This window comes from Mesorhizobium sp. M1182 (assembly GCF_040318335.1).
Lineage (GTDB): Bacteria > Pseudomonadota > Alphaproteobacteria > Rhizobiales > Rhizobiaceae > Mesorhizobium.
Window position 1 is genome coordinate 1 of sequence record NZ_JAMYMD010000025.1, and the last position, 25,897, is coordinate 25,897.

At 63.7% G+C, this 25,897-nt stretch carries 28 protein-coding genes and 1 pseudogene; 17 read left to right on the forward strand and 12 right to left on the reverse strand.

Annotation, left to right across the window (positions count from 1 at the left end; genetic code table 11):
* Positions 1-307 precede the first annotated feature (307 nt).
* Together secB and NKH33_RS23825 are read right to left on the reverse strand one after the other, a co-directional pair.
* On the reverse strand, positions 308-808 hold the full coding sequence (secB, locus tag NKH33_RS23820; protein WP_023675917.1) for a protein-export chaperone SecB: 501 nt from the start codon (positions 806-808) through the stop codon (positions 308-310).
* A 113-nt stretch (positions 809-921) separates the two neighbouring features.
* Positions 922-1,413 carry an FxsA family protein gene (locus tag NKH33_RS23825; RefSeq protein ID WP_023675916.1) on the reverse strand — a complete coding sequence of 164 codons (492 nt, stop codon included), beginning with the start codon at positions 1,411-1,413 and terminating at the stop codon, positions 922-924.
* A gap of 199 nt (positions 1,414-1,612) precedes the next feature.
* Between NKH33_RS23825 and NKH33_RS23830 the strand changes: the two are divergent.
* The 4 genes and pseudogenes from NKH33_RS23830 to NKH33_RS23845 all read left to right on the forward strand — a co-directional run bounded on the left by NKH33_RS23830 (position 1,613) and on the right by NKH33_RS23845 (position 4,405).
* Positions 1,613-2,320: pseudogene (locus NKH33_RS23830) on the forward strand (Tim44/TimA family putative adaptor protein).
* A 23-nt stretch (positions 2,321-2,343) separates the two neighbouring features.
* On the forward strand, positions 2,344-3,450 hold the full coding sequence (mltA, locus tag NKH33_RS23835) for a murein transglycosylase A (protein WP_352500824.1): 1,107 nt from the start codon (positions 2,344-2,346) through the stop codon (positions 3,448-3,450).
* Positions 3,447-3,983, forward strand: coding sequence for a Smr/MutS family protein (locus NKH33_RS23840; RefSeq protein ID WP_352823293.1), 537 nt, complete (start codon positions 3,447-3,449; stop codon positions 3,981-3,983). The genes mltA and NKH33_RS23840 overlap by 4 nt, the downstream gene beginning before the upstream one ends.
* 53 nt (positions 3,984-4,036) lie before the next feature.
* A complete protein-coding gene (locus NKH33_RS23845; RefSeq protein ID WP_023675912.1) occupies positions 4,037-4,405 on the forward strand; it encodes a helix-turn-helix domain-containing protein in 369 nt (122 codons plus the stop codon).
* Between the two features lie 9 nt (positions 4,406-4,414).
* On the opposite strand, the gene NKH33_RS23850 is transcribed toward NKH33_RS23845, so the two are convergent.
* The 3 genes from NKH33_RS23850 to NKH33_RS23860 form a co-directional block, all read right to left on the reverse strand.
* Positions 4,415-5,032 carry a transglutaminase-like cysteine peptidase gene (locus tag NKH33_RS23850; protein WP_352473987.1) on the reverse strand — a complete coding sequence of 206 codons (618 nt, stop codon included), beginning with the start codon at positions 5,030-5,032 and terminating at the stop codon, positions 4,415-4,417.
* A gap of 211 nt (positions 5,033-5,243) precedes the next feature.
* On the reverse strand, positions 5,244-6,521 hold the full coding sequence (locus NKH33_RS23855) for a polyhydroxyalkanoate depolymerase (RefSeq protein WP_352921752.1): 1,278 nt from the start codon (positions 6,519-6,521) through the stop codon (positions 5,244-5,246).
* 255 nt (positions 6,522-6,776) lie between these two features.
* Positions 6,777-7,136, reverse strand: coding sequence for a septal ring lytic transglycosylase RlpA family protein (locus NKH33_RS23860; RefSeq protein ID WP_352473985.1), 360 nt, complete (start codon positions 7,134-7,136; stop codon positions 6,777-6,779).
* A gap of 305 nt (positions 7,137-7,441) precedes the next feature.
* On the opposite strand from NKH33_RS23860, the gene NKH33_RS23865 reads away from it, so the two are divergent.
* The gene (locus NKH33_RS23865; protein ID WP_352473983.1) at positions 7,442-7,627 is read left to right on the forward strand and encodes a hypothetical protein; all 186 of its coding nucleotides are present in this window, start codon (positions 7,442-7,444) and stop codon (positions 7,625-7,627) included.
* Positions 7,628-7,686: 59 nt separating this feature from the next.
* On the opposite strand, the gene NKH33_RS23870 is transcribed toward NKH33_RS23865, so the two are convergent.
* The 4 genes from NKH33_RS23870 to tauA form a co-directional block, all read right to left on the reverse strand.
* Positions 7,687-7,875 carry a hypothetical protein gene (locus NKH33_RS23870; protein WP_352453651.1) on the reverse strand — a complete coding sequence of 63 codons (189 nt, stop codon included), beginning with the start codon at positions 7,873-7,875 and terminating at the stop codon, positions 7,687-7,689.
* A gap of 19 nt (positions 7,876-7,894) precedes the next feature.
* Entirely contained in the window at positions 7,895-8,758 is an 864-nt protein-coding gene (locus tag NKH33_RS23875) for an ABC transporter permease subunit (RefSeq protein WP_352473980.1), read from the reverse strand.
* Positions 8,755-9,528: a taurine ABC transporter ATP-binding protein gene (locus NKH33_RS23880; protein ID WP_352686551.1), complete on the reverse strand. Its 774-nt coding sequence runs from the start codon at positions 9,526-9,528 to the stop codon at positions 8,755-8,757. Before NKH33_RS23880 ends, NKH33_RS23875 begins: the two co-directional genes overlap by 4 nt.
* Positions 9,529-9,636: 108 nt before the next feature.
* Positions 9,637-10,650 carry a taurine ABC transporter substrate-binding protein gene (tauA, locus tag NKH33_RS23885; RefSeq protein WP_352921755.1) on the reverse strand — a complete coding sequence of 338 codons (1,014 nt, stop codon included), beginning with the start codon at positions 10,648-10,650 and terminating at the stop codon, positions 9,637-9,639.
* A 197-nt stretch (positions 10,651-10,847) separates the two neighbouring features.
* On the opposite strand from tauA, the gene NKH33_RS23890 reads away from it, so the two are divergent.
* From NKH33_RS23890 to NKH33_RS23905, 4 genes are all read left to right on the forward strand, one after another.
* The gene (locus NKH33_RS23890; protein ID WP_352453655.1) at positions 10,848-11,180 is read left to right on the forward strand and encodes a hypothetical protein; all 333 of its coding nucleotides are present in this window, start codon (positions 10,848-10,850) and stop codon (positions 11,178-11,180) included.
* 147 nt (positions 11,181-11,327) lie between these two features.
* Positions 11,328-11,780, forward strand: a complete 453-nt coding sequence (locus NKH33_RS23895) for an RrF2 family transcriptional regulator (protein ID WP_023675902.1) — start codon at positions 11,328-11,330, stop codon at positions 11,778-11,780.
* 49 nt (positions 11,781-11,829) lie between these two features.
* Positions 11,830-13,176: an FAD/NAD(P)-binding protein gene (locus NKH33_RS23900; RefSeq protein ID WP_352921757.1), complete on the forward strand. Its 1,347-nt coding sequence runs from the start codon at positions 11,830-11,832 to the stop codon at positions 13,174-13,176.
* A gap of 329 nt (positions 13,177-13,505) precedes the next feature.
* Complete coding sequence (locus NKH33_RS23905; RefSeq protein WP_352921759.1) at positions 13,506-13,859, forward strand: winged helix-turn-helix transcriptional regulator; 354 nt, start codon at positions 13,506-13,508, stop codon at positions 13,857-13,859.
* 114 nt (positions 13,860-13,973) lie between these two features.
* Here the strand turns inward: NKH33_RS23905 and NKH33_RS23910 are convergent, their stop codons facing one another.
* Together NKH33_RS23910 and NKH33_RS23915 are read right to left on the reverse strand one after the other, a co-directional pair.
* A complete protein-coding gene (locus NKH33_RS23910) occupies positions 13,974-14,621 on the reverse strand; it encodes a cysteine hydrolase family protein (protein WP_352818069.1) in 648 nt (215 codons plus the stop codon).
* Positions 14,618-14,947, reverse strand: coding sequence for a hypothetical protein (locus NKH33_RS23915; RefSeq protein WP_352458586.1), 330 nt, complete (start codon positions 14,945-14,947; stop codon positions 14,618-14,620). Before NKH33_RS23915 ends, NKH33_RS23910 begins: the two co-directional genes overlap by 4 nt.
* A 157-nt stretch (positions 14,948-15,104) precedes the next feature.
* Here NKH33_RS23915 and NKH33_RS23920 point away from each other — a divergent pair, with 157 nt between their 5' ends.
* From NKH33_RS23920 to NKH33_RS23955, 8 genes are all read left to right on the forward strand, one after another.
* On the forward strand, positions 15,105-15,692 hold the full coding sequence (locus NKH33_RS23920; protein WP_352921761.1) for a RidA family protein: 588 nt from the start codon (positions 15,105-15,107) through the stop codon (positions 15,690-15,692).
* Positions 15,689-17,113 (forward strand): pyridoxal-phosphate dependent enzyme, encoded by a 1,425-nt coding sequence (locus tag NKH33_RS23925; RefSeq protein WP_352542812.1) that lies wholly within the window; start codon positions 15,689-15,691, stop codon positions 17,111-17,113. Before NKH33_RS23920 ends, NKH33_RS23925 begins: the two co-directional genes overlap by 4 nt.
* Complete coding sequence (locus NKH33_RS23930) at positions 17,110-18,291, forward strand: cystathionine gamma-synthase (RefSeq protein ID WP_352818075.1); 1,182 nt, start codon at positions 17,110-17,112, stop codon at positions 18,289-18,291. The genes NKH33_RS23925 and NKH33_RS23930 overlap by 4 nt, the downstream gene beginning before the upstream one ends.
* A gap of 316 nt (positions 18,292-18,607) precedes the next feature.
* Positions 18,608-19,585 carry a GlxA family transcriptional regulator gene (locus tag NKH33_RS23935; RefSeq protein ID WP_352458590.1) on the forward strand — a complete coding sequence of 326 codons (978 nt, stop codon included), beginning with the start codon at positions 18,608-18,610 and terminating at the stop codon, positions 19,583-19,585.
* A gap of 303 nt (positions 19,586-19,888) precedes the next feature.
* Complete coding sequence (locus NKH33_RS23940) at positions 19,889-21,193, forward strand: M24 family metallopeptidase (RefSeq protein WP_352921764.1); 1,305 nt, start codon at positions 19,889-19,891, stop codon at positions 21,191-21,193.
* 20 nt (positions 21,194-21,213) lie between these two features.
* Entirely contained in the window at positions 21,214-21,891 is a 678-nt protein-coding gene (locus tag NKH33_RS23945; protein WP_352473544.1) for an isochorismatase family protein, read from the forward strand.
* Positions 21,892-21,907: 16 nt separating this feature from the next.
* Positions 21,908-22,900, forward strand: coding sequence for an alpha/beta hydrolase (locus tag NKH33_RS23950; RefSeq protein ID WP_352921766.1), 993 nt, complete (start codon positions 21,908-21,910; stop codon positions 22,898-22,900).
* Positions 22,901-23,221: 321 nt separating this feature from the next.
* Complete coding sequence (locus NKH33_RS23955; RefSeq protein ID WP_352921768.1) at positions 23,222-24,862, forward strand: ABC transporter substrate-binding protein; 1,641 nt, start codon at positions 23,222-23,224, stop codon at positions 24,860-24,862.
* A 139-nt stretch (positions 24,863-25,001) separates the two neighbouring features.
* On the opposite strand, the gene NKH33_RS23960 is transcribed toward NKH33_RS23955, so the two are convergent.
* The gene (locus NKH33_RS23960; protein ID WP_352822486.1) at positions 25,002-25,388 is read right to left on the reverse strand and encodes a hypothetical protein; all 387 of its coding nucleotides are present in this window, start codon (positions 25,386-25,388) and stop codon (positions 25,002-25,004) included.
* Positions 25,389-25,897: the final 509 nt, after the last annotated feature.

Genomic DNA, 25,897 nt, shown 5'->3' on the forward strand with positions numbered 1-25,897 from the left:
TCACCACCGTGCCATGGCCGCTCGCCCCTCAGAGCAAGCCCCGTTCTCTCTCCAAAACTTTTTGCAGAACCTTCAGCACACTATCTCATCGCGCTCGTGTCCTCGAATGGCATCCCGAACCTCCCGGCGCAAAGCGCGCCAAACTGTTCGCGATGTCCTCGCACACCTGTTCGCGATGTCTCCGGTCCAAACACCCCCTTGAGGGGGAGATGGCCGGCAGGCCAGAGGGGGGTACTGCCCCGCCGGCGTCTCAAACAAAAAACCCGGCTTCGCGCCGGGTTTTTCAAACGCTGCGAGCTAACCAGCTTCAGCTCACCTTGACCTTGGCGGCAGCCTGGTCCTCGGCCAACTTCTGCTGGAACATCTGCGCGAAATCGATCGGGTCTAGCATCAGCGGCGGGAAGCCCCCGTTGCGTGTTGCCTCGGCGATGATCTGCCGGGCGAACGGGAACAGCAGCCGCGGGCATTCGATGAACAGGATCGGCAGCATGTGCTCCTGCGGGAAGCCGCTGATGGAGAAGACGCCGCCATAGACCAGCTCGACGTTGAACAGCACTTCCTGGTCGAACGACGCTTTTGCGTTCAGCGTCAAATTGACGTCGAACTGCTTGTCCGAAAGCGGGTTGGCGTTGACGTTGACATTGATGGCGATGCCGGGAGCCTTGTCGCGGCCGCGCAACGAGTTCGGTGCGCCGGGGCTTTCGAAGGACAGGTCCTTCACATATTGCGCAAGCACGTTGAGCGAAGGCTGCGCCGCATTTCCATTACCGTTGGCTGCGCCGGTCGGCGCGTCGTCGTTGCTGGCCATAAGCTGTGGTCCTTTTGCCTGGGCAGCGTTGCTGACCGGATTGAAATTCGGGCGTTCGCTATCATGGCCGGCCCGACAAGACAAGTTTGCAAAAGACGCCGGTTGCCTTGCAGCTACTCGTCCTTGAGGCGGCGCCAGGGAGAACCCGGCCCGCGCGTATGGTCGTCGGCCCGCGAATAGTCGCCGTCGTCGAGATCGATGGTCTTGCCGCGTTGCCTTGCCCGCAAACCACTGCTGAAATCGGTTGCCAGCACGATGCGGCCTTTCAGCATCCGCCAGGCAAGATCGCGCACCGGCGGCAGGAACAGCAGAAGGCCGAAAATATCCGAGATGAAGCCGGGGATGATCAAAAGGATCGCTGCCAGCACGATCATGGCGCCATGCGCAAGCTGGCCGCTCGGATCACGCCCGGCATCCATTTCGGCACGGACCCTGGCCATGACGCCAAAACCCTGGTGCCGCAGCAGCAGGGCGCCGGCGACACTCGAGGCCAGCACCAAGCCGACTGTCGCCAGCGCGCCGACCTGGCGGCCGACAATAACGAAACCGGCTATCTCCAGCAGCGGAAGCGCGAGAATGAACAGGGGAAGCAGCGAAATACGCAAATCTTGACCGATCGTTTTCGATGTTTTGCCGGCCGGCGAGCAATCGCCGCTGGCACCAGAGCTGTTAGATAGGTATGGCTGCCTTTGATTTGAATGATTGCGCCATGCGTTCTATATGCTTTGGATACTGAACGCTATGTGATCGCGGCCCTTGCTTGGCCGCTGGTCCGGCCAAAGCAGGGATTGATTGGCGCAAGATATGGGCTTCTTCGACTTCGGCACGATTTTCTTTCTGATTGCGGCGGTGGTGATCTTCTTCCAGCTGCGCAACGTGCTTGGCCGACGCACGGGCAACGAGCGCCCACCCTTCGATCCATATACGGCAGCGCGCAAAAACGACAAGGATGCCGCCCAGAAACCCGAGAACGTGGTCTCGCTGCCGCGCAAGCGCCTGGCGGGAGAGCCGGCGGCCGATGCCTATGTGGCGATCGATGCCTTTGCCAAGCCGGACACCGATCTCAATCGGGGCCTGCGGGCGATCAAGGACATTGATCCGTCGTTGGATCGGAAGACCTGCGTCGACGGCGCCTAGATGGCGTACGTGATGATCGTCATGGCCTACGCCGATGGCGACCGTAAAACGCTGAAGAACCTTTTGTCGCGCGAGGTCTATGACGGCTTCGTCGCGGCCATCGGCGACCGCGAGGCGAAGGCCGAAAAGATCCAGTCCTCCTTCGTCGGCATCGACAAGGCCGACATCGTTTCGGCCGAGATGAAGGGCAGCGAGGCGCACATCACGCTGCGCATCGTCAGCGAACTGATTTCGGCGACCCGCGACAAGGCCGGCGCCGTCATCGACGGCGATCCCGAAACCGTCGCCGAGGTCAAGGATGTCTGGACCTTCGCTCGTGACGCGCGCTCGCGCGATCCGAACTGGAAGCTCGTCGCCACCGAAGAAGAAGACTGAACTGGACGGCGGCGGAGGCTGTCGTGTCGCTTTCTCGAGCCTTCAGCGAAAAATCCTTTGGCGAATTGCCGGGCTGGGGCGAGGACGACCATCTCCCTGCCTTTGACGCCTTTCGCCGGTCGGCCTTTCATATCCTGACCAAATCCTACCGCTCCGGCGCGCTCGGCGTCGATTACAATGGCTTTGCCGACGCCTATGCCGAAGCGCGCACCGTTTCGCCGGCGAATCGGTTGCAGGCCCGAAGCTTTTTCGAGCGCCATTTCGTTCCGGCCCGTATCGATGCCGAAGATGGTGGCCCCGGCCTGGTCACCGGCTTTTATGAGCCGGAGGTCGAAGCCTCGCCGGTGCGAACGGAGCAGTTTCCGGTGCCATTGCTGGCCCGCCCGGCCGACCTTGTCGACATCGACGACGGCAATCGTCCTTCCGGCATGGATCCTTATCTCGCCTTCGCACGTGCGGCGCCGAACGGCCCGGTCGAATATTTCGACCGCGGCGAGATCGAACGCGGCGCGCTTGCCGGAAAAAGGCTGGAAATCGCCTGGCTCGCCGACAAGGTCGACGCCTTCTTCATTCACGTGCAGGGCGCGGCACGCCTCAAGATGACCGACGGCAGGCTTCGCCGCATCACCTATGCCGCCAAATCCGGCCAGCGCTTTACCGGACCGGGCAAGATCTTGAGCGAGGAAGGCGAGATCCCGCTGGAGAAAGTGACGATGCAGTCGATCCGTGCCTGGTTCAAGGCGCATCCGGAACGCGTCGACGAGATCCTTTGGCGCAACCGCTCCTACATCTTCTTCCGCGAGATGGGCGTCGACGACCCAGAGCTCGGCCCGATCGCTGCCGCCAAGGTGGCGCTGACCCCCGGCCGCTCGATCGCCGTCGACCGACTGCTGCACACGTTCGGCACGCCCTTCCATATCGATGCGCCGTCGCTGACCGCTTTCGACGGAAAACCGTTCCGGCGGCTGATGATCGCGCAGGACACCGGCTCGGCGATCACCGGGCCGGCCCGCGGCGATCTGTTTGCCGGGTCGGGCGATGCTGCCGGCGAGATCGCCGGCGTTATCCGCAACGCCGCAGATTTTTATGCGCTGATCCCCCGGCCGCTGGTTTCAGGAGCAGGCCGATGACCCGGCGCATCGACAGGCTGAGCGAGGACGACCGGGTGCTGTGGAACCTGGTGGCGCACACGGCAAAACCGCTGAAGGGCAGAACCGCCGTCGAAATTCCGCACGTCGGGCCGGAGATCGACGAGACCAGGCAGGCGCCGCCGCCGGCACAGGTCGCGGGCAATGCTGCCACGGCTGCAAAGCCGAAGGCGCAGCATGTCTCCCACGCACTCGACGAACCGACGCTGGACAAGCTGTCGAAGGGCCGGCTGCCGATCGAGGGCCGCGTCGACCTGCATGGCCTGACGCAGGACGAAGCCTATTCGCTGCTGTTTTCCTTTCTGCACCGGGCGCATGCCGGCGGCATCCGCTACGTCCTGGTGATCACCGGCAAGGGCTCTTCGTCGGGCGGCGATGGCGTCTTGCGGCGCGCCGTGCCGTCATGGCTGTCGACACCCGCCTTCCGGCCCCTCGTCTCCAGCCACGACCATGCCGCCCGCAAACATGGCGGCTCGGGCGCGCTCTATGTCCGCTTGCGGCGGGCGCGCTCATGAGGACACGCCGATGAGGGACGCACCTATGAGGATGCACCCATGAAGGTGCGCTTGTGACCCCATTCGGCGAAAAGCTTCGCGTGCTGCGAAACGAGCGCGGCGTCAGCCAGAAGGACATGGCCAAGGCGATCGGCGTCAGCGCAGCCTATCTCTCGGCGCTGGAACACGGCCGCCGCGGTGCGCCGAGCTGGACGCTGATCCAGAAGATCATCGGCTATTTCAACATCATCTGGGACGACGCCGAGGAACTGGCGCGGCTGGCCGAAACCTCGCATCCGCGTGTCAAGCTCGACACGTCGGGCCTTAGCCCGGCGGCGACCGAGCTTGCCAATCTCCTGGCCGACAACATCGAAAAGCTCGACGAAGCCGAGCTTCGCCGCATCATTGCGTCGATCCGCGCCGCGCTGGCACGACCGAAATGAGTTGCCTTGTTACTGGACCGAGCCGACCAGCACCTGCTGGCCGCCGCGGATCGAGACCCAGCGGCCGGTATTGTCGATCGCCTGCCGCTTGAGGAAACGATAGCCGGTCTGGTCCCAGGAACGGACCTGGTCGGTCAGATTGTCGAGGATATAGTCGCCCTTGTCGGTGCGCACCGTCAGCACGGCGTGGCCTTCGCCATCCGGCTTGCGCACGACGGTCATCAGCAGATCGGAAAACGAGACGCCCAGCCGATTCAGCTCACGGCGCTTTTCCAGGACATAGTCCTCGCAATCGCCGACGCCCTTGTCGGGATAGGCCCAGACCTCGTCCTTGCCGTAGATGTCGAAGTCGCTCTCCGGCTTGACGGCGGCGTTGACCCTTGTCGTGACGCTGAGCAGCTTGCGCCACAGCGAGCCGGTCAGGCTGGCGGGCGACAGATCCTTCGGGCGGATCGAACATTCGGACGCGTAGCTCTTGCAGAAATCATAATGGCCGATCGGCTGCGAGGTCGGGCCACCTGTTATCATCGGGCTGGCTGCCGAGGCCGAACCGGCCCAACCTGCCGCCACAGTAAGTCCGGCCAGCGCACACAGGCGCAGCGTTCTCGCCATTGGTGAGGAAATCATTGTCCCCGCTTGTCCCTTGTTGTTAACGAAACGTTAAGGGGTATTTACAGTCCGTGTCAATTATGAGGATGGATTGATTTTTGCGGCATGGTTACCCGCGTGGCGCCAACGCGACTATTGTGCAACAGGTCGACCGGCCGCACGGCCCCGCCAACCGATGATTTTGGATTGACCGACCTGATGCGGATTGACAGGCATCATCACTGGTCGCCTATTTCTTGCCGGTCCTGACCAGCTTGGGCTTGACCGCAACACGGTTCTGACGGCCGTAGCTGGTAATGAAGTCGACGATGCGCGGCACGATTTCGGAGCGGAAGCGCGAGCCGTTGAACACACCATAGTGGCCGACCGCCGGCTGCATGTAATGGGCGTGCCTGTCGGCCGGGATGTTGATGCACAGGTCGTGCGCAGCCTTGGTCTGGCCAAGGCCGGAAATGTCGTCGTTCTCGCCCTCGACCGTGAACAGGGCGACATTGCGGATCGCCGAAGGGTCGACCGCCACGCCGCGATGCGTCATTTTGCCCTTGGGCAAGGCCTGGCGGACAAACACGGTGTCGACGGTCTGCAGGTAGAATTCCGCCGTCAGATCCATCACCGCCAGATATTCGTCGTAGAACTCGCGGTGCTTCTCGGCATTGTCGCCGTCATGCTTCACCAGGTGCATGAAGAAGTCCTTGTGGGCGATGATGTGGCGGTCGAGGTTCATGCTCATGAATCCCGAAAGCTGCAGGAAGCCGGGATAGACCTCGCGGCCGAAGCCCGGCACCGGCCAGGGCGCGCGCATGATGACGTTGTCGCGGAACCAGTCGATGCCCTTTTCCTGCGCTAGCAGATTGACCGCCGTCGGATTGCGGCGCGTGTCGATCGGCCCGCCCATCAGCGTCATCGTCGAGGGCACGAACGGATCACCCTTGGCTTCCATCAGTGCCGCCGCCGCCAGCACCGGCACCGAAGGCTGGCACACCGCCATCACATGGGTGTCGGGACCCAGCGCATGCAGCATGTCGACGATGTAGTCGATATAGTCGTCAAGATCGAAGCTGCCGTCGGCCAGCGGCACCATGCGGGCGTCGACCCAGTCGGTGATATGCACGTCGGCATAGGGCAGCATCGCCTCAACCGTGCCGCGCAGCAGCGTCGCGTAGTGGCCAGACATCGGCGCGACGATCAACAGCTTCGGATCCGGTCGGCGCCCAGCAGGAACCGCCCGCTCGAAACGGACCAGGTTGCAGAACGGCCGCGACCAGACGGTATGTTCGCTGACCTCGACGGTTTTCCAGTCGACCACGGTCTTGGTCAGGCCGAATTGCGGCTTGCCGTAGCGGCGCGTCGTGCGCTCGAACAGTTCGGCCGTTGCCGCAACCGAGCGACCCCAGGACGTGTGTGAGACCGGGTTGAGCGGATTGGAGTAGAACAGGCGCACCGCATCGGCATAGAGGCGCGCCGGCTGCAAGGCGGCGTGGTTCAGTTCGTAGAGCTGGTAGAACATCGAGAACCCCGCTGCCGACTGCGATCGAAGGGCCGACGAGCAGCGCCGAGCCTTGAATGCCTTGCGGGGAAGTTAGCAACAATCTGCTGCGATGCAATACGTCAACTTGCGTGATTTAGGCTCGTTCTTTCGTCCAAGGCGTTGAGAATCCGCCTGGAACGGCAACAGCCGGCTCAATGTGCACCTGCGAAGGCCTGGCAGGCAGCACGGCTATTGGGGACGAGCGTCGGAGGCGGTGTCCGGCCGTGGCGGCCGTTAGACCCGTGCCATGCAGACGGCCGTATGGCCCGAGCTGATGAAGCCAAGCTGACTGGCGGCGCCCTTCGACAGATCGAGCATCCGCCCCTTGATGAACGGGCCGCGGTCGTTGATGCGCACGACGACACTGCGGCCATTGTTGCGATTGGTCACCTTCAGCTTGGTGCCGAACGGCAGGCTGCGATGCGCGGCAGTCAGCGCCGACGGGTTCATGCGTTCGCCGGAAGCGGTTCTGGAATGCAGTGAGTACCAGGAGGCACGGCCGCACTGCGCGGCGGCGCTGGCAGTGGATGCGCCGACCATCAGGCCAGCCGCGATCGTGGCCGCGACAAGCGCGGTCTGGTTGCTTTTGTTCATGTGTTGGGGACTGGCTCCGTTGACAGACCCGCAGCGGTTAGGGACGAATGAGGCAGCAAATGCGGCAATGATCTGTCGGTTCCATGGCAATGTTACACGTTTGGAGTCGACGCGAAACAATTTGTCAGAGATTTCCCGCAGCGCGGCACAGCTTCCTTGATGATCTTTTCACCGATCTCCGCATGTCTTGCGCAGGATCAGAGGTTAGCATCTAAGTAGAAGTTGGCGTGATTGGGCTGCTTCTTTTAGCTGTTCCATTTCGGCCGGAATGCGGCTGATGATCGACTTGGAAGGGAGTTCTAGCGATGAGATTGATCAAAAATCTGCTGGCCTTGATTGTGCTCGCCATCGGCGTGCTGTGGTCATTGCAAGGCATCGGTTGGGTCCAGGGCAGCTTCATGACCGGCCAGTCGCAATGGCTCTATGCCGGCATCGTGACCGCGCTGGTCGGCCTGGTCGGTCTGGCCTGGGCAAACCGTTCGCGCGGTTGAGCAGGCGTCCATGCTCAGGCGCCCGCCGGAGCAGCACACAGCGGACCCGTGGCGGCCGCTCACCGCGACCAGTACTGCCAGCCCCAGTAGAAACTTTCGTCGCGCGGCGGCAGGCGGTTGCGCTCGGCATCCAGCTGGACCGGCGTCGGCGTTTTGCGTTCGCCGTCAGGCGGCTGTTTGTCTCCGGCCTTGATCAGGCGGAGCCAATGGCCGAAATGCGCAAACAGTACAGCGGTGGAATGGGGCATCGTCACGTCTCCGGTCCGGTTACTCCCGCCCCGCCCACGGGACGAGAACCCGCTCGATCCTGCGGATGATGAATTCGAGCACGAAGGCAATGGCAGCGATCACCAGTATGCCCATCACCACCACGTCGGTGACGAGGAACTGGGCAGCGGACTGGATCATGAATCCAAGCCCGCGCGTCGCGGCCACCAGCTCGGCGGCGACCAGCGTCGACCAGCCGGCGCCGAGCGCGATGCGCAGCCCGGTCAGGATCGAGGGCAGCGCGCTGGGCAGGATGACGTGCCTGATCACCTGGCGCTGCGTGGCGCCAAGCGAGCGCGCTGCATTGATGCGCTCCTGCGAGACGCCGCGAACACCCGATGCCGTCGACAGCGCAACCGGCGCCAGCATGGCAATGGCAATCACCAGGATCTTGGACGGCTCGCCAATGCCGAACCAGATAATGATCAGCGGCAGATAGGCGAGCGGCGGGATCGGCCGCAGGAATTCGAGCAGCGGATCGAAGATGCCGCGCCCGATCGTGCTGATGCCGATAGCCAGCCCGATGGGAACGCCGACGAAAACGGCCGCGACCAGCGCCGCAAACACCCGCCACAGGCTGGCGGCGATATGCTGGAGCAGCGTTGCGTCGACAAAGCCGTCACGGGCGACGACGACAAATTTGTTCCAGACTGCCACAGGCGACGGCAGGAAAACCGGCGACACCAATTGCAGGCGGGCCGATGCCGTCCACGCCGCCAGCATCATCAGAATGGTGATCGCGCTAACCACGCGGGCCGAAACGCGGCTGCGTCTCGGCCGCGGCCGCGACCATGGCACCGACAGCGCGTCGGCTCCGTCGTCGACCTTGCGCTGCGGCCGCTCGGTATAGGAGGTAACGGTCATGCTGCCTCCCCTTCGAAGATCGCGTCGGTCAGCTCGCCCCGCGCTGCGGCGAAGGCGGGATCGGCCTTGATGCTGCGAATGGCCTCGCCGGCTGCATAGCGCCGGCTGAAGCCGGTCTCGAAGCTCCACACCACCCGGCCAGGGCCGGGAGCGAGCACAATGATACGGGTTGCCAGCACCAGGGCTTCCTCGATGCCGTGCGTGACCATCAGCACGCCGACCTGGCTTGCCGTCCACAGATCGAGCAGCGTTGTCTGCATGCGTTCGCGTGTCAGCGCATCGAGCGCGCCCAGCGGCTCGTCGAGCAGCAGGAATTGCGGCTCGGCCGCCAGCGCCCGGGCCAGGCCGACCCGCTGGCGCATGCCGCCGGAAAGCTCCCAGATGCGCTTGTCGCCGGCGCCGTCGAGTTTCACCAGCGCCAGAAGGTCGTCGGCAGTCCGCGCCCGTTCCGCGGCCCTGACACCGCGCAGCCTGAGCGCAAAGGCGACATTTTCCCGCGCGGTCAGCCACGGAAACAGCGCGTCGTTCTGGAACACGACGGCGCGGTCAGAGCCTGGCGCCGTGATCGGCCGGCCGCCAATCGTGGCGCGTCCGCGCACAGGCTCGACCAGGCCCGCAGCGACGTTGAGCAACGAGGTCTTGCCGCAGCCGGAGCGGCCGACCAGGACAACGAAGTCATCCTTGGCGATCTCAATCGACACATTTTCGACCGCCGGCGCCGGCTGACCGTCATAGTGGACCGAGACCTTGTCGAGCACGAGATGCGTCATGGGAACCTCGCCGATATTCCGAATCTGTCTGCCCCGAAGCCGCTCCTCGCAAGCGGTTCGGGGCAGGGAGCACGCGGCGTCAGGGAAGGAGAACCGCGCGCGTTGGCGTCAGTTCGAGGCAAGCGCTTCGCTGACATATTTCGACGACACGTATTTCGAATAATCCGGCAGCACGGCGTCGATCTTGCCCTGCTCCTTGAGGAAGGCCGATGTCGCCTCGACCGCCTTGACCGTGCCGCCACGGAGGAACTTGTCCGAGGCTTGCTCCTCGAGCGTCGGGAAGACATAGCCCCTCAATAGTTGCGGCACGTCCTCCAGCTTGGCGCCGGTGATCGTGGCGATCTTGGCCGCTTGCGGCGACGTCACCGACCAGGCGTCCGGCTTGGCCAGGAACTCGGCATAGGCTGCGCCCGTTACTTTGACGAAGTCGCGCACCGCTTCCGGGTTCCTTTCGGCGAAGTCGGTGCGCACGATCCAGGCGTCGAAGGTCGGCGCGCCCCAGGCGGCGACCTGGGAGGAATCCAGCACGACCTTGCCCGTCGTCTTGATCTGGCCGAGTGCCGGATCCCATACATAGGCGGCGTCGATGTCGCCGCGCGCCCATGCCGCCGCGATCTCCGGTGGCCGCAGATTGAGAATATCGACCGACTTCGGGTCGACACCCTCATGCTTCAGCGCGGCAAGCAGGCTGTAATGCGTCGTCGAAACGAAGGGCACCGCCACCTTCTTGCCGGCAAGGTCGGCGGCCTTCTCGATGCCGGCGCCGTTGCGGGCGACAAGGGCCTCGGATTCGCCGATCAGCCCGACAACGAAGATTGTCTGGATTGGAAGCTCGCGGCTCGCCGCCGCCGCCAGCGGGCTCGAGCCGACATAACCGATGTCGACCGAACCGGAAGCGATCGCCGCGATCACGTCGGCGCCGGAATCGAATTTCCGCCAGTCGATTGTCGCCTTGGTCGCGCTCTCATAGGCGCCGTCGGCCTGCGGCACCTTCGAGGGTTCGACCACCGTCTGGTAGCCGATAGTGATCTTGAGGTCCCGCGCATCGGCCGGGCCGAGGAAGGCGGCGCCCGCCAGAGCCGCCGAGGACAAGAGAACGATACGTCGCGAAATGGTGGACATGAAAGGCTCCTGGAAACGAGAAAAACCCGGATTGCGTTTCATAGTCATCTAACTCTATCATTCTTGTAGAGTTAAATCCTTCCAATCGGTGCGGTCTTGTTAGAAAAAGTCATCTGGCTATGGCAGTTCCCGCGCTTCTGGGTGACGGCCCGGGTGAGAACCATCGTCCTTGCCCGGGAACCTCTTCCACGTCGTCCATGCGCGCAACAACGATTTTCCCGTTTTCGCCCCTGCATCGGCAAATCCATGCTGTGGATGGCCAAGAAATTGGAATCAAGTTCCCTGTGTTCGCGGTTAAGTCTAGTATCCTTATCGACATTGAAGGATTGGAGAGGACGATGAGCGACGCCACCCTCCTTGTTGCCGCGCGCGGCATGCTTTGGCCTTCAAATTCAGGGGCAGAAGCTGCTGTCGGTATTCTCGCCGATCGGGACATTCCTGCCGCCGGCCCGTTTGCCGGTGCGCCATTCGCGGCGGCTTCTGTGCTTCCAAGAGCACAAGCCCCGGCCAAAATGGCCATTGCGGCGTGAAAACGAAGCAAAATCAACGTTTCTCGGCTTGTATATCATGTCACTAGAATTTATCTGTAGTGACAGCTTGGACGCGGCGGGGAGGCACGCCAGGCGTTTCGCAACCGGTGGCCTTGCGTCATCGCATGACAGAGAAACGTGCGGGTTATGCTCACGAAAAAAGGTAAATACGGCCTCAAGGCGCTCGTCCATCTGGCGCGCCTGCCGGTTGGACAGCTCGCCTTCGTCAACGACATCGCCACAGGAAACAATATTCCGAAGAAGTTCCTCGATGCCATCCTTGGCGAATTGCGCAATGCCGGTTTCGTTCAGAGCCGCAAGGGCAAGGAAGGCGGCTACCGGCTGGCACGCCCAGCGGACGAGATCAAGGTCGGCCACGTCGTGCGCGTGCTCGACGGGCCGCTTGCCCCCATTCCTTGCGCCAGCCGCACCCAGTATCAGCGCTGCGAAGACTGCAACGAGGCGACATGCCAAGTCCGACACCTGATGCTGGAGGTCCGGCAGGCCATCGCCGAGGTGCTGGACCAGCGCAGCCTCGCCGAAATGCGCGACATCGCCGGCGACGAGGATTTTTCGGCGGCGTTGAAAATCCAGGCCTGAACCAATCTCTCCTGAGCCGGCGACGATCGCCAGGACAGCTGGTGTGCGCATGACCATGCGCGCTACGCCAAGTTCGATCATCATTGTCGGCGGCGGTGCCAGCGGCGTCGTGCTTGCCGCTCATCTGCTGAAGTCGCCCAATCCCGATCTACGTGTCAGCCTGATCGAAAAACGCCCGCATTTTGGGCAAGGCATGGCCTATTCAACGCTGCTGTCGGCGCATGTGCTGAATGTCAGCGCGTCGGGCATGAGCGCCTATGCCGACGATCCCGGCAATTTCTCGCGCTGGCTGCTTGAACGCGGCCTGGCAACGCCGGAACAGGCGCCGGTCTATGCGCCGCGCAGCGTCTACGCCCGCTATCTCAAGGAGTTGCTCGACGAGCTCGAGGCGCGTGAGCAGCAGACGGGCCGGCTGCGCTTGATCCGCGAGGAGAGCCTGTCGATCTCGCCGACCGCGTCAGGCGTCGAAGTGGCGCTGGCCAACGGCACCAGCGTGGTTGCGCATCTTGCCGTGCTCGCCACCGGCCACGACGAAGAGCCGGGGGCGGGGCAGGGGCATGCGATCAGGATGGGATCCGAGGCGGACACTGTGCTCGACCCCGAAGCCCGAGTCCTGGTGCTGGGCACCGGCTTGAGCATGGTCGATGCCTTCCTGTCGCTCGAGCAGCGCGGCCACCGCGGCGCGATCGTCGCGGTGTCGCGGCGCGGCCTGCTGCCTTCGCCGCATCGCAAGGGCAATCCGATCAAGCTCGACGTTGCCGACATTCCGCTCGGCACCCAGCTTTCCTATTTCGTCGGCTGGTTCCGCGACCTGATCCGGGAAAACCAGAAGGCCGGCATCGACTGGCGCGACGTCGTCGACGGTCTGAGACCCTTCAACCAGAAGATCTGGCAGAATTGGCCGTCCTCGGCCAAGCGCCGCTTCGTCGAGCACACCAAGGCCTGGTGGGACATCCACCGCCATCGCATGGCGCCGGAAGTCTACGCCCGCGTTGCCGAGGCGGTGCAAGCGGGCCGCATCCGCCTTGTCGCCGGGCGCGTCGTCGAGATCGCCGCCGGCGACGGCTTCAGCCTACAGGTCCAGTCGCGCCACACGCAGCAGCTCGAAAGGTTCGACGTCACCCGCATCTATGATTGCACAGGCATCGCCAGGGACATCTCGACCACCTCGAACAGCGTGGTGCGGTCGCTGGTCGAGCGTGGACTGGCACGGCCGGATCCGCTGCGCCTCGGCCTCGACGTGACCGCGAACTGCGAGGTCATCGCCGGCGACGGCACGGTATTCGCCAATATCCTCGCCGTCGGGCCACTGACGCGCGGCACCTTCTTCGAAATCGACGCCATTCCCGATATTCGCGTGCAGTGCGCGCGGCTGAGCAAGCGCTTGCTCGGATGAGGCCGCCTCTGTCTTGACGCGATCTCGGATGCAAGACCGCTGTCGCCGGGTGAAAAGATCTCGACCGCATAGCCGCGTTCGGTGAAGGCGAACCAGGGGTGCGGGAGCTCGCTCCACCAGAGCCGACCAGCAGCCTGTGGTGGTCGAGACAGCCAGGCGATGACGCCACACGTTTCGGCCGTCTCGCATCGACCGGATTGATGTCGCGCACGCTCGTCTTCGTTCTCCTCCATGGATTTTGTAGTCGGCGAGGCCGTGAGCCGCGACCCTGGCCAGATGGCCGGGCAAATTCTGCTTTCGTCGTCACCGTGCCTTGCCTACCATGGCGCATGACCCAACGCGGAAGACTCTACGGCTGTCCGGTCGAGTTCGCGCTCGACGCGCTCGGGGGCAAGTGGAAGACGGTGATCCTGGCGCGCATCAAGGAACAGCCGATGCGCTATTCCGACCTGCGCCGGCTGATTCCCTCACTCTCGGACAAGATGCTGACGCAGCGCCTCGCCGAGCTTGTCGAGATCGGCTTCGTCACGCTCCAGACGTCGCCCGACGGCAAGGGGCGCTACGCCTTGACCGGGCGCGGCGAAGGTCTCGCCGCCACGCTCCAGGCGCTCTACGACTGGGGCAGCGTGCACGGCCGCGCCGAGGGCGTGCGTTTTCGCACCGACAGCGCAGCCACCACCTAGATCAATTCCGGGAAAAGCGCGGAGCGGTTTTCCGTCCGTAATGTGTGAAGACAAAGCGATGGAGCGGTTCGGCGTTGCCGTGAAACGGTGGGTCGCGCGGCAAGCCGATTGCCCTCAACCCGCGCCGGCAAGCGCGCTGCAGAAGCTTGCGACGTCGGTGACGACGGCTTCGCCGAGGAAGCGTAGCGTTGCCATCGAGCGGTCGCGCGCTTCGCGGTTGCCGAAGCCACAGGCATCCTCGATTACCACGGCGACAAAGCCATTGTCGGTCGCCTGGCGAACGGTCGGCTCGATGCCGATCTCCATGGCGATGCCAGCGAGCGCTATCGTGCGCACGCCGCAATCGCGCAAGGCAAAGCCGAGCGCGGTGGAATCGAACGCCGACATCGTGAGCTTGTCGAATACCGCCTCGTCCGCGCGGGGGTCCAGCTCGGGCACGATCCGCGTCGCTTCGGCGTCGCGCGGGAACCACGGCTCGACCGTGTCGGGGCTGTCGCGCCGCTGCCAGGCCATGGCGGTGCGCAGCTGCGTCGCGCCCATCCATTTGCGCGGCAGCGACAGGTGGCGCGTGAACGCCACCCGCATTCCGGCCCCGCGCGCCGCTTCCAGCACCGTGCCGGTACGCTCGACGATGGTCGCGGCGCCGGCCACCTGCCGGCAGATGCCGACCTGCATGTCGTAGACCACCAGCGCCGTGCGGCGCGGATCGCACCACTCAGCCAGGCTGGCCGGGATTTCGATCCCGTCGCTCGACCGGATCATGCCGCAGTCCGGTCCCATGGCTTGGCGATATCGACCGTCGGATCGAACAGGAATTCCAGCGGCAATGGCGCGTCGAAGGCGATGAAGTGCCATTCTAGCAGCCCGGCCTTGGACAGCGGGAAGTCCTCGGTGTAGCGCCGCGCTTCCGCGACGCTGTCGAGCTCGAAGACGATGATGACGCCGCCAATATCGGCGCGCGCATAATTCTCGCGCACGATCCCCGCCTTCCAGAGCCGCCAGACATTCGACACTTCGTCGCGCAGATAAGGCCGCAAATCGTCGAGCGTGACGCCGGGCTTGAAATTGTCATAGGCAAGAATCTTCATCGGCCGTTCCTTGTATTGCTGTTCGCCCAGCGCCGGGTAGCATGGCCGAATCGGCGGCCGCAACGAACGAGATGGTGCGTTGAAACGCCCGCACGATTGCCGTTGATCCTATGGGCGGCCGCGGGATAATTTTTGCTGAAGAGGAGGAAAAAGTGCGGTGACCATCGAAAGGCTGAACCCCGAGGGCATGCACAGCAATCCGGCCTATTCACAAGGCGTGTCGCTGCCGGCATCCGCGCGCATCGTGCTGGTCGGCGGCCAGAATGGCGTCGACGCGCAAGGCCGGATCGTCGCCAGGGACGATCTCCCTGCGCAGACCGCTCAGGCGCTTTCCAACCTGGCAAAGGTGCTGGAAGCCGGTGGGGCAAAGCCTGAAGACCTCGTCAGCCTCTCGGTCTATATCCGGCGACCTGGACATAGGGCCGGCCTTCGGCGCCTGGATGGCGTTCTGGGCAAACCGTGGCGCGCCGCCGATCATCAAGGTGCTGCGCGTCGCCGGCCTCGGCAATCCGGATTTTCTGATCGAGATCGAAGCCCAGGCCGCGATCGCCTGAACCCTAAGCGGGTTCTGCAAATCTTTTGCCCCTGCCTGCAGGCCGACGAAGCTTTCGCGAAATTCCATTCCCCTGCTGGCGGCCGGATTGGCACGATCTATCTTCTTTCCAACTGCAAACGGCTGGAAAAGACGGTAGGTTGCCGTCTTCCAGGGCGGTTGCTCATTCTGGCAACGGAGCATCTGACATGAGCAAGCACAAGATCGTGGCATCGGACGATGCATCGTCCCGCCTGCGCCCGCCTTATGCCTCGGTTCTCGACCTGATCGGGCAGACGCCGGTCGTCGAGCTGACCAAATTCGACATCGGCAAGTGCCGGCTGTTCATCAAGCTCGAAAGCCAGAATCCCGGCGGCTCGATCAAGGACCGCATCGCGCTGTCGATGATTGCCGCCGCCGAAAAACAGGGCAAACTGAAGCGCGGCGGGACGATTGTGGAGGCGACCGCCGGCAACACCGGTCTTGGTCTCGCCCAGGTCGGCATCCCCAAGGGCTACCGCATCATCCTGGTCGTCCCCGACAAGATGTCGCGCGAAAAGATCCAGCATTTGCGGGCGCTCGGCGCGGAGGTGCGGATGACGCGTTCCGATGTCGGCAAGGGTCATGCCGAATATTATCAGGACATGGCCGAAAAGATCGCCGCCGAGCTGCCCGGCGCCTTCTATGCCAACCAGTTTGCCAACCCGGCCAATCCGCTGGCTCATGAAACCACGACCGGACCGGAAATCTTCCAACAGCTCGAAGGCGACGTCGATGCGGTTGTCGTCGGCGTCGGCTCCGGCGGCACGCTGACCGGGCTCGGCCGCTACTTTGCGAAAGTCTCGCCAAAGACCGAGATGATTTTGGCCGATCCGGTCGGCTCGGTGCTGGCGCCGTTGATCAAGACCGGCAAGATGATAGAGGCCGGGAGCTGGACCGTCGAAGGCATCGGCGAGGATTTCGTCCCGCCCAATGCCGATCTGTCGCTGGTCAGGAAGGCCTATTCCATCCCCGACAAGCAGAGCATGCTGGCGGTGCGCGACCTGCTTTCGAAGGAAGGCATCCTCGCCGGCTCGTCGTCCGGCACGTTGCTTTCGGCAGCGCTCCGCTATTGCCGCGAGCAGACCGTGCCGAAGCGCGTCGTCACCTTCGTCTGCGACAGCGGCAACAAGTACCTGTCGAAAGTGTTCGACGACTTCTGGCTGGCCGAGCAGGGCCTTGCCGAGCAGGAGCAGCATGGTGATTTGCGCGATCTGGTGATGCGTTCGCACCGCACCGGCGACACCGTGTATGTCGGTCCGGACGAAAGCCTGCTCAACGCCTATGGCCGTATGCGCCGCTCGGACGTCTCGCAGCTGCCGGTGCTGGACGAGGGCAAGCTCGTCGGCATCATCGACGAAAGCGATATCCTCGCCAAGGTCGAAGGCCCCTATGACAGCCGCTGGGACCGCTTCAAGGCTCCGGTCAGTACGGCCATGACCTCTACCCTGCACACGCTGCAAGCCAGCCAGACGCTGGACGCGTTGCTGCCGGTGTTTGATCGCAACGAGGTCGCCATCGTCTTCGACGGCGACGAATTCATCGGGCTGATAACACGCATCGACCTGATCAACCATCTGAGGCGCGCCCGATGACCGTCAAAGCCACCGTATCGGGCAAAAACCGCCTCGCCTTTTCGACGCGCACCATCCATGGCGGCCAGAGCCACGACCCGACGACGGGCGCGGTGATGGTACCGATCTATGCCACTTCGACCTACGGTCAGCAGAGCCCGGGCGTGCACAAGGGCTTTGAATATGCCCGCAGCCAGAACCCGACCCGCTTCGCCTTCGAACGCGCTGTGGCCGATCTCGAAAGCGGCACAGCCGCCTTCGCCTTCGCTTCGGGGCTGGCGGCGATCGCCACTATTTTCGAACTGCTCGATTCCGGCACCCACATCGTCGCCACCGACGACATCTATGGCGGCACGTTTCGGCTGCTCGAGCGGGTGCGCAAGCGCTCCGCCAACCTCCAGGTCGACTTCGTTGACTTCACCGATCTTGCCGCGGTCGAGGCGGCGATCCGCCCGGAAACCAAAATGCTCTGGGTCGAGACGCCGACCAACCCGCTGCTGCGTGTCGTCGACCTCGAAGGCGTCGCAGCACTTGCCAGGCGCAAAGGCGTGCTCTCAGTCGCCGACAACACTTTCTGCAGCCCCTATCTGCAGCGGCCGCTGGAGCTCGGCATCGACATCGTGGTCCATTCGACGACAAAATACCTCAACGGCCATTCCGACATGGTCGGCGGCGTCGCCGTGGTCGGCGACAACAAGGATCTCGCCGACCGGCTGAAATTTCTGCAGAACGCCATCGGCGCCATTTCCGGGCCGTTCGACAGTTTCCTGGCGCTGCGCGGACTGAAGACGCTGGCGCTGAGGATGGAGCGTCATTCGTCGAACGGCCAGAAGATCGCGCACTGGCTGGAAAGCCGTCCCGACATCCGCCGTGTCATCTATCCCGGCCTGCCCAGCCACCCGCAGCACGCCATCGCCAGGCGGCAGATGCACGCCTTCGGCGGCATGATCACGGTCGAGCTCGACCGCGACCTCGCCGGCACCAAACGCTTCCTCGAACATACGCAACTGTTCACGCTGGCCGAAAGCCTCGGCGGCGTCGAAAGCCTGATCGAGCACCCGGCGCTGATGACGCACGGCTCGATCCCGGCGAAAAAACGCGCCGAGATCGGGATTTCGGATTCGCTGGTAAGGCTGTCGGCCGGGATCGAGGATGGCGACGATCTGATCGCGGATCTGGATCAGGCGCTGGCCAGTTGAGCCGGATAGCGAGACGTCGGCGGGACAGCGCCCCCCTCCGCCCTACCGGGCATCTCGGCCACGAGGGGGGAATTTGGCCGTCATCTTGCGCTTTCGCCAACCTCCAACGCTGAAATACGGACGGGACGGCGAAGCTGCCGTCTCCCCGCTTGTGGGGGAGATGTCCGGCAGGACAGAGGGGGCGTGAAGGATCACGAACGAGCGGCGCTTATTCTGCATCCATATCCATGTGTCTTACATTCTATTCCGTTGACCTTGGCGCCATCTGGCAGAATTGTAGCTTCCTGATCCACCTTGCTGCCTGGCTCCGGAAGCTATGAACAACCGACAACGCAACCAACCGACGGCAAGCGATACCCCGCTCACCTTCGCCATCCTGGTCTTCCCAGGCTTTCCGATGATGGCGTTCAGCTCGGTGATCGAGCCGCTGCGCGCGGCGAACGTGCTGGCCAAGCGGGACTGGTACCGCTGGATCATCGTCGGCGCCGCCGAAGGCCCCGTCGAGGCCTCGAATGGCGTCGTCATTCAGCCCGGCTTTTCCGCCCATGACGCGCCGAAGGTCGATCGCATCGTCGTCTGCTCAGGCGGTGACGCCGATCATCTCGTCGCCGAGGATGCCGTGAGCTGGATCCGCAAAAGCCTGCGCGGCGGTGCCCATATCGGCGCGGTGGCGGATGCCGCCTTCTTCCTGGCTCGGGCCGGCCTGCTCGACGGTCATGCCTGCACCTTGCACTGGACCAGCCAGGCTGCCTTCACCGAAGCGTTTCCGGACATCGAGCTGAGGCGCGATCTCTATGTCATCGACCGCAAGCGCTTCACTTCGGCCGGTGGCGTCGGCAGCCTCGACATGATGCTGGAGATCATCACCGGCGATTATGGCGCCGAACTGGCCGCCGGCGTCGCCGAATGGTTTGTGCACAGCCCGCTACGCTCCAGCGTCGACCGCAAGCTGATGCCGCTCAGGCTGCGGACCGGCGTGCAGAACGAACTGGTGCTGTCGGCCATCGCCATCATGGAGGATGCGGTGGAGGAGCGGCTCGGCATGGCGGAACTGGCGGGGCGACTTGGTATCTCCTCCGATAAGCTCGAACGCAATTTCCGCTCCGAACTCAGTATCTCGCCCAACGGCTATTACCGCCGCCTGCGGCTGAAGCGTGCCGCCGACCTCCTGGCGCATTCGACGCTGATGGTGCGCGACGTGGCGCTGGCCTGCGGCTTCGCCTCGATGTCGAGTTTTGCGCGGGCGTTTCGGGAGGAGCATGGCCATGCGCCGAAGGTGATGCGGAGGCATTAGGTATTTCGGATGTTGGCGGGACAGCGCCCCTCTCTGCCCTGCCGGGCATCTCCCCCACAAAGGGCCACAAAGGGGGGAGATTGGCCGTCGCCTCCGCTTTCGCCAATTGCCAACATCGCGAGAGTAGCGCCATCGGCGAAGCTGCCGATCTCCCCCCTCGTGGGGGAGATGTCCGGCAGGACAGAGAGGGGCGCGAAGGATCGCCGGCGCGTCGGGGCTGCGGCATCCGGCACAACATCTGCGGTATCTCGCACAGCCTCTACGCGGCGCATGGCCCATCCTCGCCGCTTCCAGGAGGCACCCATGAGCATCGTCGTTTTTGACCCCGACAGCACCGAGGATGTCGACTTTAGGGATCGCATGCGCCATCCGGCGGCGGCGGATCCGGCCGGCGGCATGTGGCTGTCGGACACCGAGCCGTCCTTCATCGACGCCGACGCGCTGCGCAAGGGCCGGCTGGCCAGGCTGCGCGCCTGGATGCGCGAGGCCGGCTATGGCGGCGTCGTTTTGTTCGACCCCTACAACCAGCGCTACGCCACCGGCTCGCGCAACATGTTCGGCTATTTCCTGCGCAACTCGACGCGCTACTTCTTCATCCCCACCGAAGGGCCGATCGTGTTGTTCGAATATCCGCAGAGCTACCATGTCTCGATGGTGCTCGACACGATCGACGAGGCGCGTCCGTCCAAGCTGGTCTGGTCATCGGTGTCAGGCCGCGACGACGAGACCGCCGGCCCGTTCGCCGATGAGATCGCCGAATTGCTCAAGGCGCATGGCGGCGGCTCGATGAAGCTCGGCCTTGACCGCTGCAGCCATCTGCAGGCACTGGCGCTGGAAAAGCGCGGCTGCGAGGTGCGGGATTGCCAGGGCGAGATTTTGGCGGTGCGTGCGGTCAAGACGCCCGAGGAAGTAAAATGCCTGCAGGTGTCGACGGCTGGCGCCGAGGCCGCCGTCTATGCCGTGCGCGAGGCGATCAAGCCCGGCGTTTCCGAAAACGACCTGTTCGCCATCATGTATGGCGAGGTGATCCGGCAAGGCGGCGAGTTCATCGAAACCCGGCTGCTGACCTCGGGCCAGCGCACCAATCCGTGGTTCAACGAGGCGAGCGGCCGCAAGATCAGGCCGGGCGAACTCTTGGCGCTCGATACCGACACGATCGGCTGCTACGGCTATTATTCGGATTTCTCGCGTACCTTCCGCTGCGGCCCGGGCAGGCCGACGGATTACCAGAAGTCGCTCTACAAGATGGCGCACGACCAGGTTCAGCACAATATCGGGGTCGTCAAGCCGGGCATGGCATTTCGCGAGATTGCCGAAAAGGCCTGGAAGATACCGGACCGCTTCGTCGACCAGCGCTATACCTCGGTCATGCACGGCGTCGGCATGCATGGCGAGACGCCGTTCATCGCGCATGCCATGGACTACGAGACCTATGGCCGCGACGGTGTCATCGTGCCCGGCATGGTGGTCAGCGTCGAAAGCTATATCGGCGAGAAGGGCGGCCGTGAGGGCGTCAAGCTGGAGGACGAGATCCTGATCACCGAGACCGGCACCGAGCTTCTGTCGCGCTTCCCTTATGAGGACGAGTTCCTTGACAGGCAGGTTTGAGTGCTGACAGGCAGTTTTGCATGAAAAGCCCGATCTCGATCAAGCGCGGCAAGGTGGCGGCGGTGTTCATCGATCTCCAGGAGGAGCATCGGCGGGACAAGCGCTATCTGGTCGAAGGCTATGGCGATATCCTCGCCAACGTCCAGCGGCTGCAGACAGCAGCACGAGCCAATCATGTGCCTTTGTATCACTGGGCCTATATCGTCGATCTCGCCACGGCGCGGCCGTTCCACCCGGTCGAGGCCAGCGGCAAGTCGGCATTTTCCGACAAGGACGATCCGCTGACTGCCATCTGCGCGGAAGTAGGCCCGGCGCCAGGCGAGATGATGCTGGTCAAGACCGATGCCAGCGCCTTCCGCGCGGGGCCTGCCGCCGAACGGTTGAAGGCCGATGGCATCGAGTGGCTGGTCGTTGCCGGCGTCTGGACCGAGGCCTGCATCGATGCCACCGTCAAGGATGCGGTGGCGCTCGGGTTTCGAGTGCTGCTGGTCAAGGATGCCTGCGGCAGCGGCAGCACGGCGATGCACCAGACGGCCATCCTCAACCTCGCCAACCGGCTCTATGGCGGTGCCGTCACCACCACCGACGGCGCCTGCCGGCTGCTGGCAGGCGAGACGGTCGATGCCTGGCAGGTCGAGGGCTCGGTGCCGCTGCGTTTCAGCTATGAAAACGCCGCCCGCCTCTATGCCGAGCTCTGAGCGGGATCGCGCAGCGATGGTCACCGAGGCCGATCGACCCGGAACGAGAGGGCGCGGAAAATACCAGACGCTGCTCGATCCGGAGCTGTGGGCCTATATCGATCGGGTCAACGAGTGGTATCCGCCCGAAATCGTCTACATGCCGATCGACAGGCAGCGGGCGGTCTATGATGCCATGTGCCGGGCGTTTCGCGAGCCCTATCCACCCGGCGTCAAGGCCAGCGACAGCGCGGTTCCTGCCGGCGACCGTGCGATCCCGGTCCGGCGTTACCAGATGGCGGGCACGGCGCCGCAGGCGATGGTTGTCTATTATCACGGCGGCGGCTTCGTCCTTGGCGGCCTCGACAGCCATGACGACATCTGCGCCGAGATATGCGCCGGCACCGGCTTTGCCGTGCTGTCCGCCGATTACCGGCTGGCGCCCGAGCATCTGCATCCGGCCGCCTTCGACGATGCGCTGGCCGTATTCGAATGGGCGACGGCGACGGCCGGCCTGCCGATAGTGCTCTGCGGCGAAAGCGCCGGCGGCAATCTGGCCGCTGCGGTGGCACAGGCGACACACCGCCATCCTCGCCATGCGATCGGCCAGGTGCTGATCTATCCCGAGCTCGGCGGCCCGGAACCAGTTGGCAAAGAGAGCGCCGGCTCCTGTGTCGAGCACGCCGAAGCGCCGCTGCTGACGTTGCGCGATATCGAATTCTATCGCAACGTGCGCTCCGCAAAGGCACAGTCGCCCGACGATCCGACCTTTTCGCCACTCCGAGGCAGCAATTTCTCCGGCCTGCCGCCGACCTTCATCATCACGGCCGAGTGCGATCCGCTGTCCTCCGACGGCGAGGCCTATCGCGACTGCATCCTCGCCGCCGGCGGCCGCGCCTGGTGGCGCGAGGAGCCGCGTCTGGTGCACAGTTTCCTGCGCGCCCGCAAAACCGTTCCGCGCGCCGGTGAAGCCTTCGCCCGCATCATTGCGGCCATCGCCGCGCTTGGCAAAGGCGACTGGCCTTACTGAGGTTGCGAAGGCCCCCTCATCCGGCCGCTTCGCGTCCACCTTCTCCCCGCTGGCGAGAAGCGCCTGGCATCAACGCAGGCGACCTCCTCTCCCCCCGGGGGCGAGGTCGGATTGCCCCGAACTGCCCTTCGCAATTCGGTTGGCGATCCGGGTGAGGGGGACCTTCCGCTTGCGGAACAGCGCACAAGAACTGCGGAAGTCCGAACACTCCCCCACGGGCGCTCGCCCTATCATCCCCGAGGCAATGGCGCTCCGGCGATCGCATCCGTCCCCCGCGTTTGGCGATCGGCAGAGGTGCCCAACAACAGGGGAATGACGACAATGAAGTTCATGCTGACCGATCGAAAACTGCATCCGCAGGCCGAGCCCGTCGCCGATGGCTTCAAGAAAGGCCAGATGAACCGGCGCGAATATCTCGCCACCATGGCTGCGCTCGGTGTCAGCGCTGCCGGCGCCCTGGCGCTTGGCGGGCTTGCTCCGTCACCGGCCAGGGCCGAGGAGGCGAAGCGCGGCGGCGTCTTGCGCGTTGCCATGAATGTCAAGGGCTGGAAGGATCCGCGCACCTTCGACGGCGTCGAGATGTCCAACGTCGCCCGCCAGTGCAACGAATATTTGGTGCGCTGGAAGCGCGACTTCACCTTCGAGCCATGGCTGCTCGAGAGCTGGGAGACCAGCGACGACGCCCGCGTCCTGACCCTGCATGTCCGCAAGGGCATCACCTGGTCGAACGGCGACACCTTCAACGCCGACGACGTGATCCACAATCTGACGCGCTGGTGCGATGCGTCCGTCGCCGGCAATTCGGTCGCCGCGCGCATGGGCGCACTGGTCAACGCCGATACCAAGAAGCCCGTCGACGGCGGCATCGAGCGCGTCGACGACGTCACCGTGCGGCTCAATTTGCCGAAGCCCGACATTTCGCTGATCGCCGGCATGGCCGACTACCCGGCGCTGATCATGCACCGCAGCTATGAAGGCGACGGCGATCCGCTGAAGGCATTGGCGATCACCACCGGGCCTTGCGAACTCGTGGCATGGGATGCCGAGGTCGGCGCCGAAGTCCGCCGCAAAGACAAGCCATGGTGGAAGGGCGAGTTCTACCTCGACGGCATCAAATGGGTGGACTACGGCTCCGACCCCAATGCGATGCTGTCGGCCTTCGAATCGGGCGAGATCGACACCGACCACGAAACCGCCTCCGACACGGTTGCGCAGACCGACTCCATGGGCCTGAGCAATTCGGAAATCGCCACCGGCTCGACCATCGTCGCGCGGTTCAATATCGGCAATCCGCCCTATGACGACATCAAGGTGCGCCGCGCCGCCCAGCTCGCCGTCGACAACGCCGCCGTGCTGAAGATCGGCATGGACAACCGCGGCAAGCCTGCCGAGAACCATCATGTCGGGCCGATGCATCCCGAATATGCCGATATCGGCCCGGCCGTCCGCAACATTGATCAAGCCAAGGCCCTGCTCGCCGAGGCCGGCAAGGCCGACCACGAATACGAACTCATCTCGGTCGACGTCGACTGGCAGAAGAGCACCGGCGATGCCATCGCCGCGCAGATGCGCGAGGCCGGGCTGAAGATCAAGCGCACCGTGCTGCCGGCCGCGACCTTCTGGAACGACTGGAGCAAATATCCTTTCTCCTGCACGGAATGGCTCGGCCGGCCGCTCGGCGTCCAGGTGCTGGCGCTCGCTTATAAGTCTGGCGCCGCGTGGAACGAGAGCGCCTACGCCGATCCGGAATTCGACAGTCTGCTCGACAAGGCGCTGGCGATGCCCGATCCCGGCGCCCGCAAGGAGCTCATGGCCAAGATCGAACAGAATCTCCGCGATTCCGGCATCATCATCCAGCCCTACTGGCGCTCGGTCTACCGCACCTACCGCAAGGGGGTGCATGGCTGCGAGCAGCACCAGTCGCTCGAGCAGCATTTCGAGAAGGTTTGGCTCGAGGCGTAGCCTTGCAGACGACCAATTGTCGGGGCCAGCGCCGCTCCTTCTTCCTTCTCCCCTTGTGGGAGAAGGTGGATTGGCGCGCAGCGCCAAGACGGTTGAGGGGTGCGGACGGAGTGCCGTCAGTATCAAGCTGGAACACTCCTCATCCACCTTCTCCCACAAGGGGAGAAGGAAGAGCCACGCCACGCCTTGAAATCTCCAATCCAAGCCGCACGGTCTCCCGCACCAGCAGGTCCAGATCGTCGCGCCGGGTGCGGTGGTTGTTGATCGCCACCCTGAGGCTATGCTGGCCATGCACCGTCGTGTCGGAAATGGCGGCGATGCCTTCTTCCTGCAGCCTCAGCATGATCTCGGTATTGAGCGCTTTCAGGCGCTCCCCGCCCAGTCCGTCCGCGCGGTAGCGAAAGCACACGATGTTGATGCTCACCGGCGCCGCCAGTGCGAGTGCTGGTTCGGCCGCGATCAGCGCGCCGAGATAATGCCCTTGCGCGATGTTCTGGTCGATCAGCCGGCTCCCAAAATCGCGCAAGCTGTGTGCGCTGCTCGCCTATCTGGCGCTGGCGCCGCATCCGGTCGGCCGCAGCCGCCTCTGCGAGCTTTTGTGGGATGTGCCGCCCCCACTGCGCCCCTATTTGGCACTCCGCAGCGTTGAAAAGTCGGGCAAAGGGGCGCGTTTCTTTCGGCCCTCGCAACGGTTGGCTGGGTTCGAAAAAATACTACAATAGATCGCGATTAGGGCGATCGTATAAGATGTGCTATCGTCGCGCCTTTTTTGTAGAGCTGGCGCAAAATTCACAACAACATAGAATATTGCTTGTACTAACTCGGCTTAATGAGAACAAAACTAAGGAAGCATTCCGGAATCTTGCTGCTGGTCACATTTCAGTATCTGCTAAGATAGCCCGTGCTGATTCCGAATTATTAAGCATTTGCAAAATTCAATCCTGCGATATTGGGATTTGTCCTTGTCATAGGCTGACACGGATGCATTTCTTGGAAGCACAGCCGCGTCAGCGGATCGTTGAAACATGCTTGGGC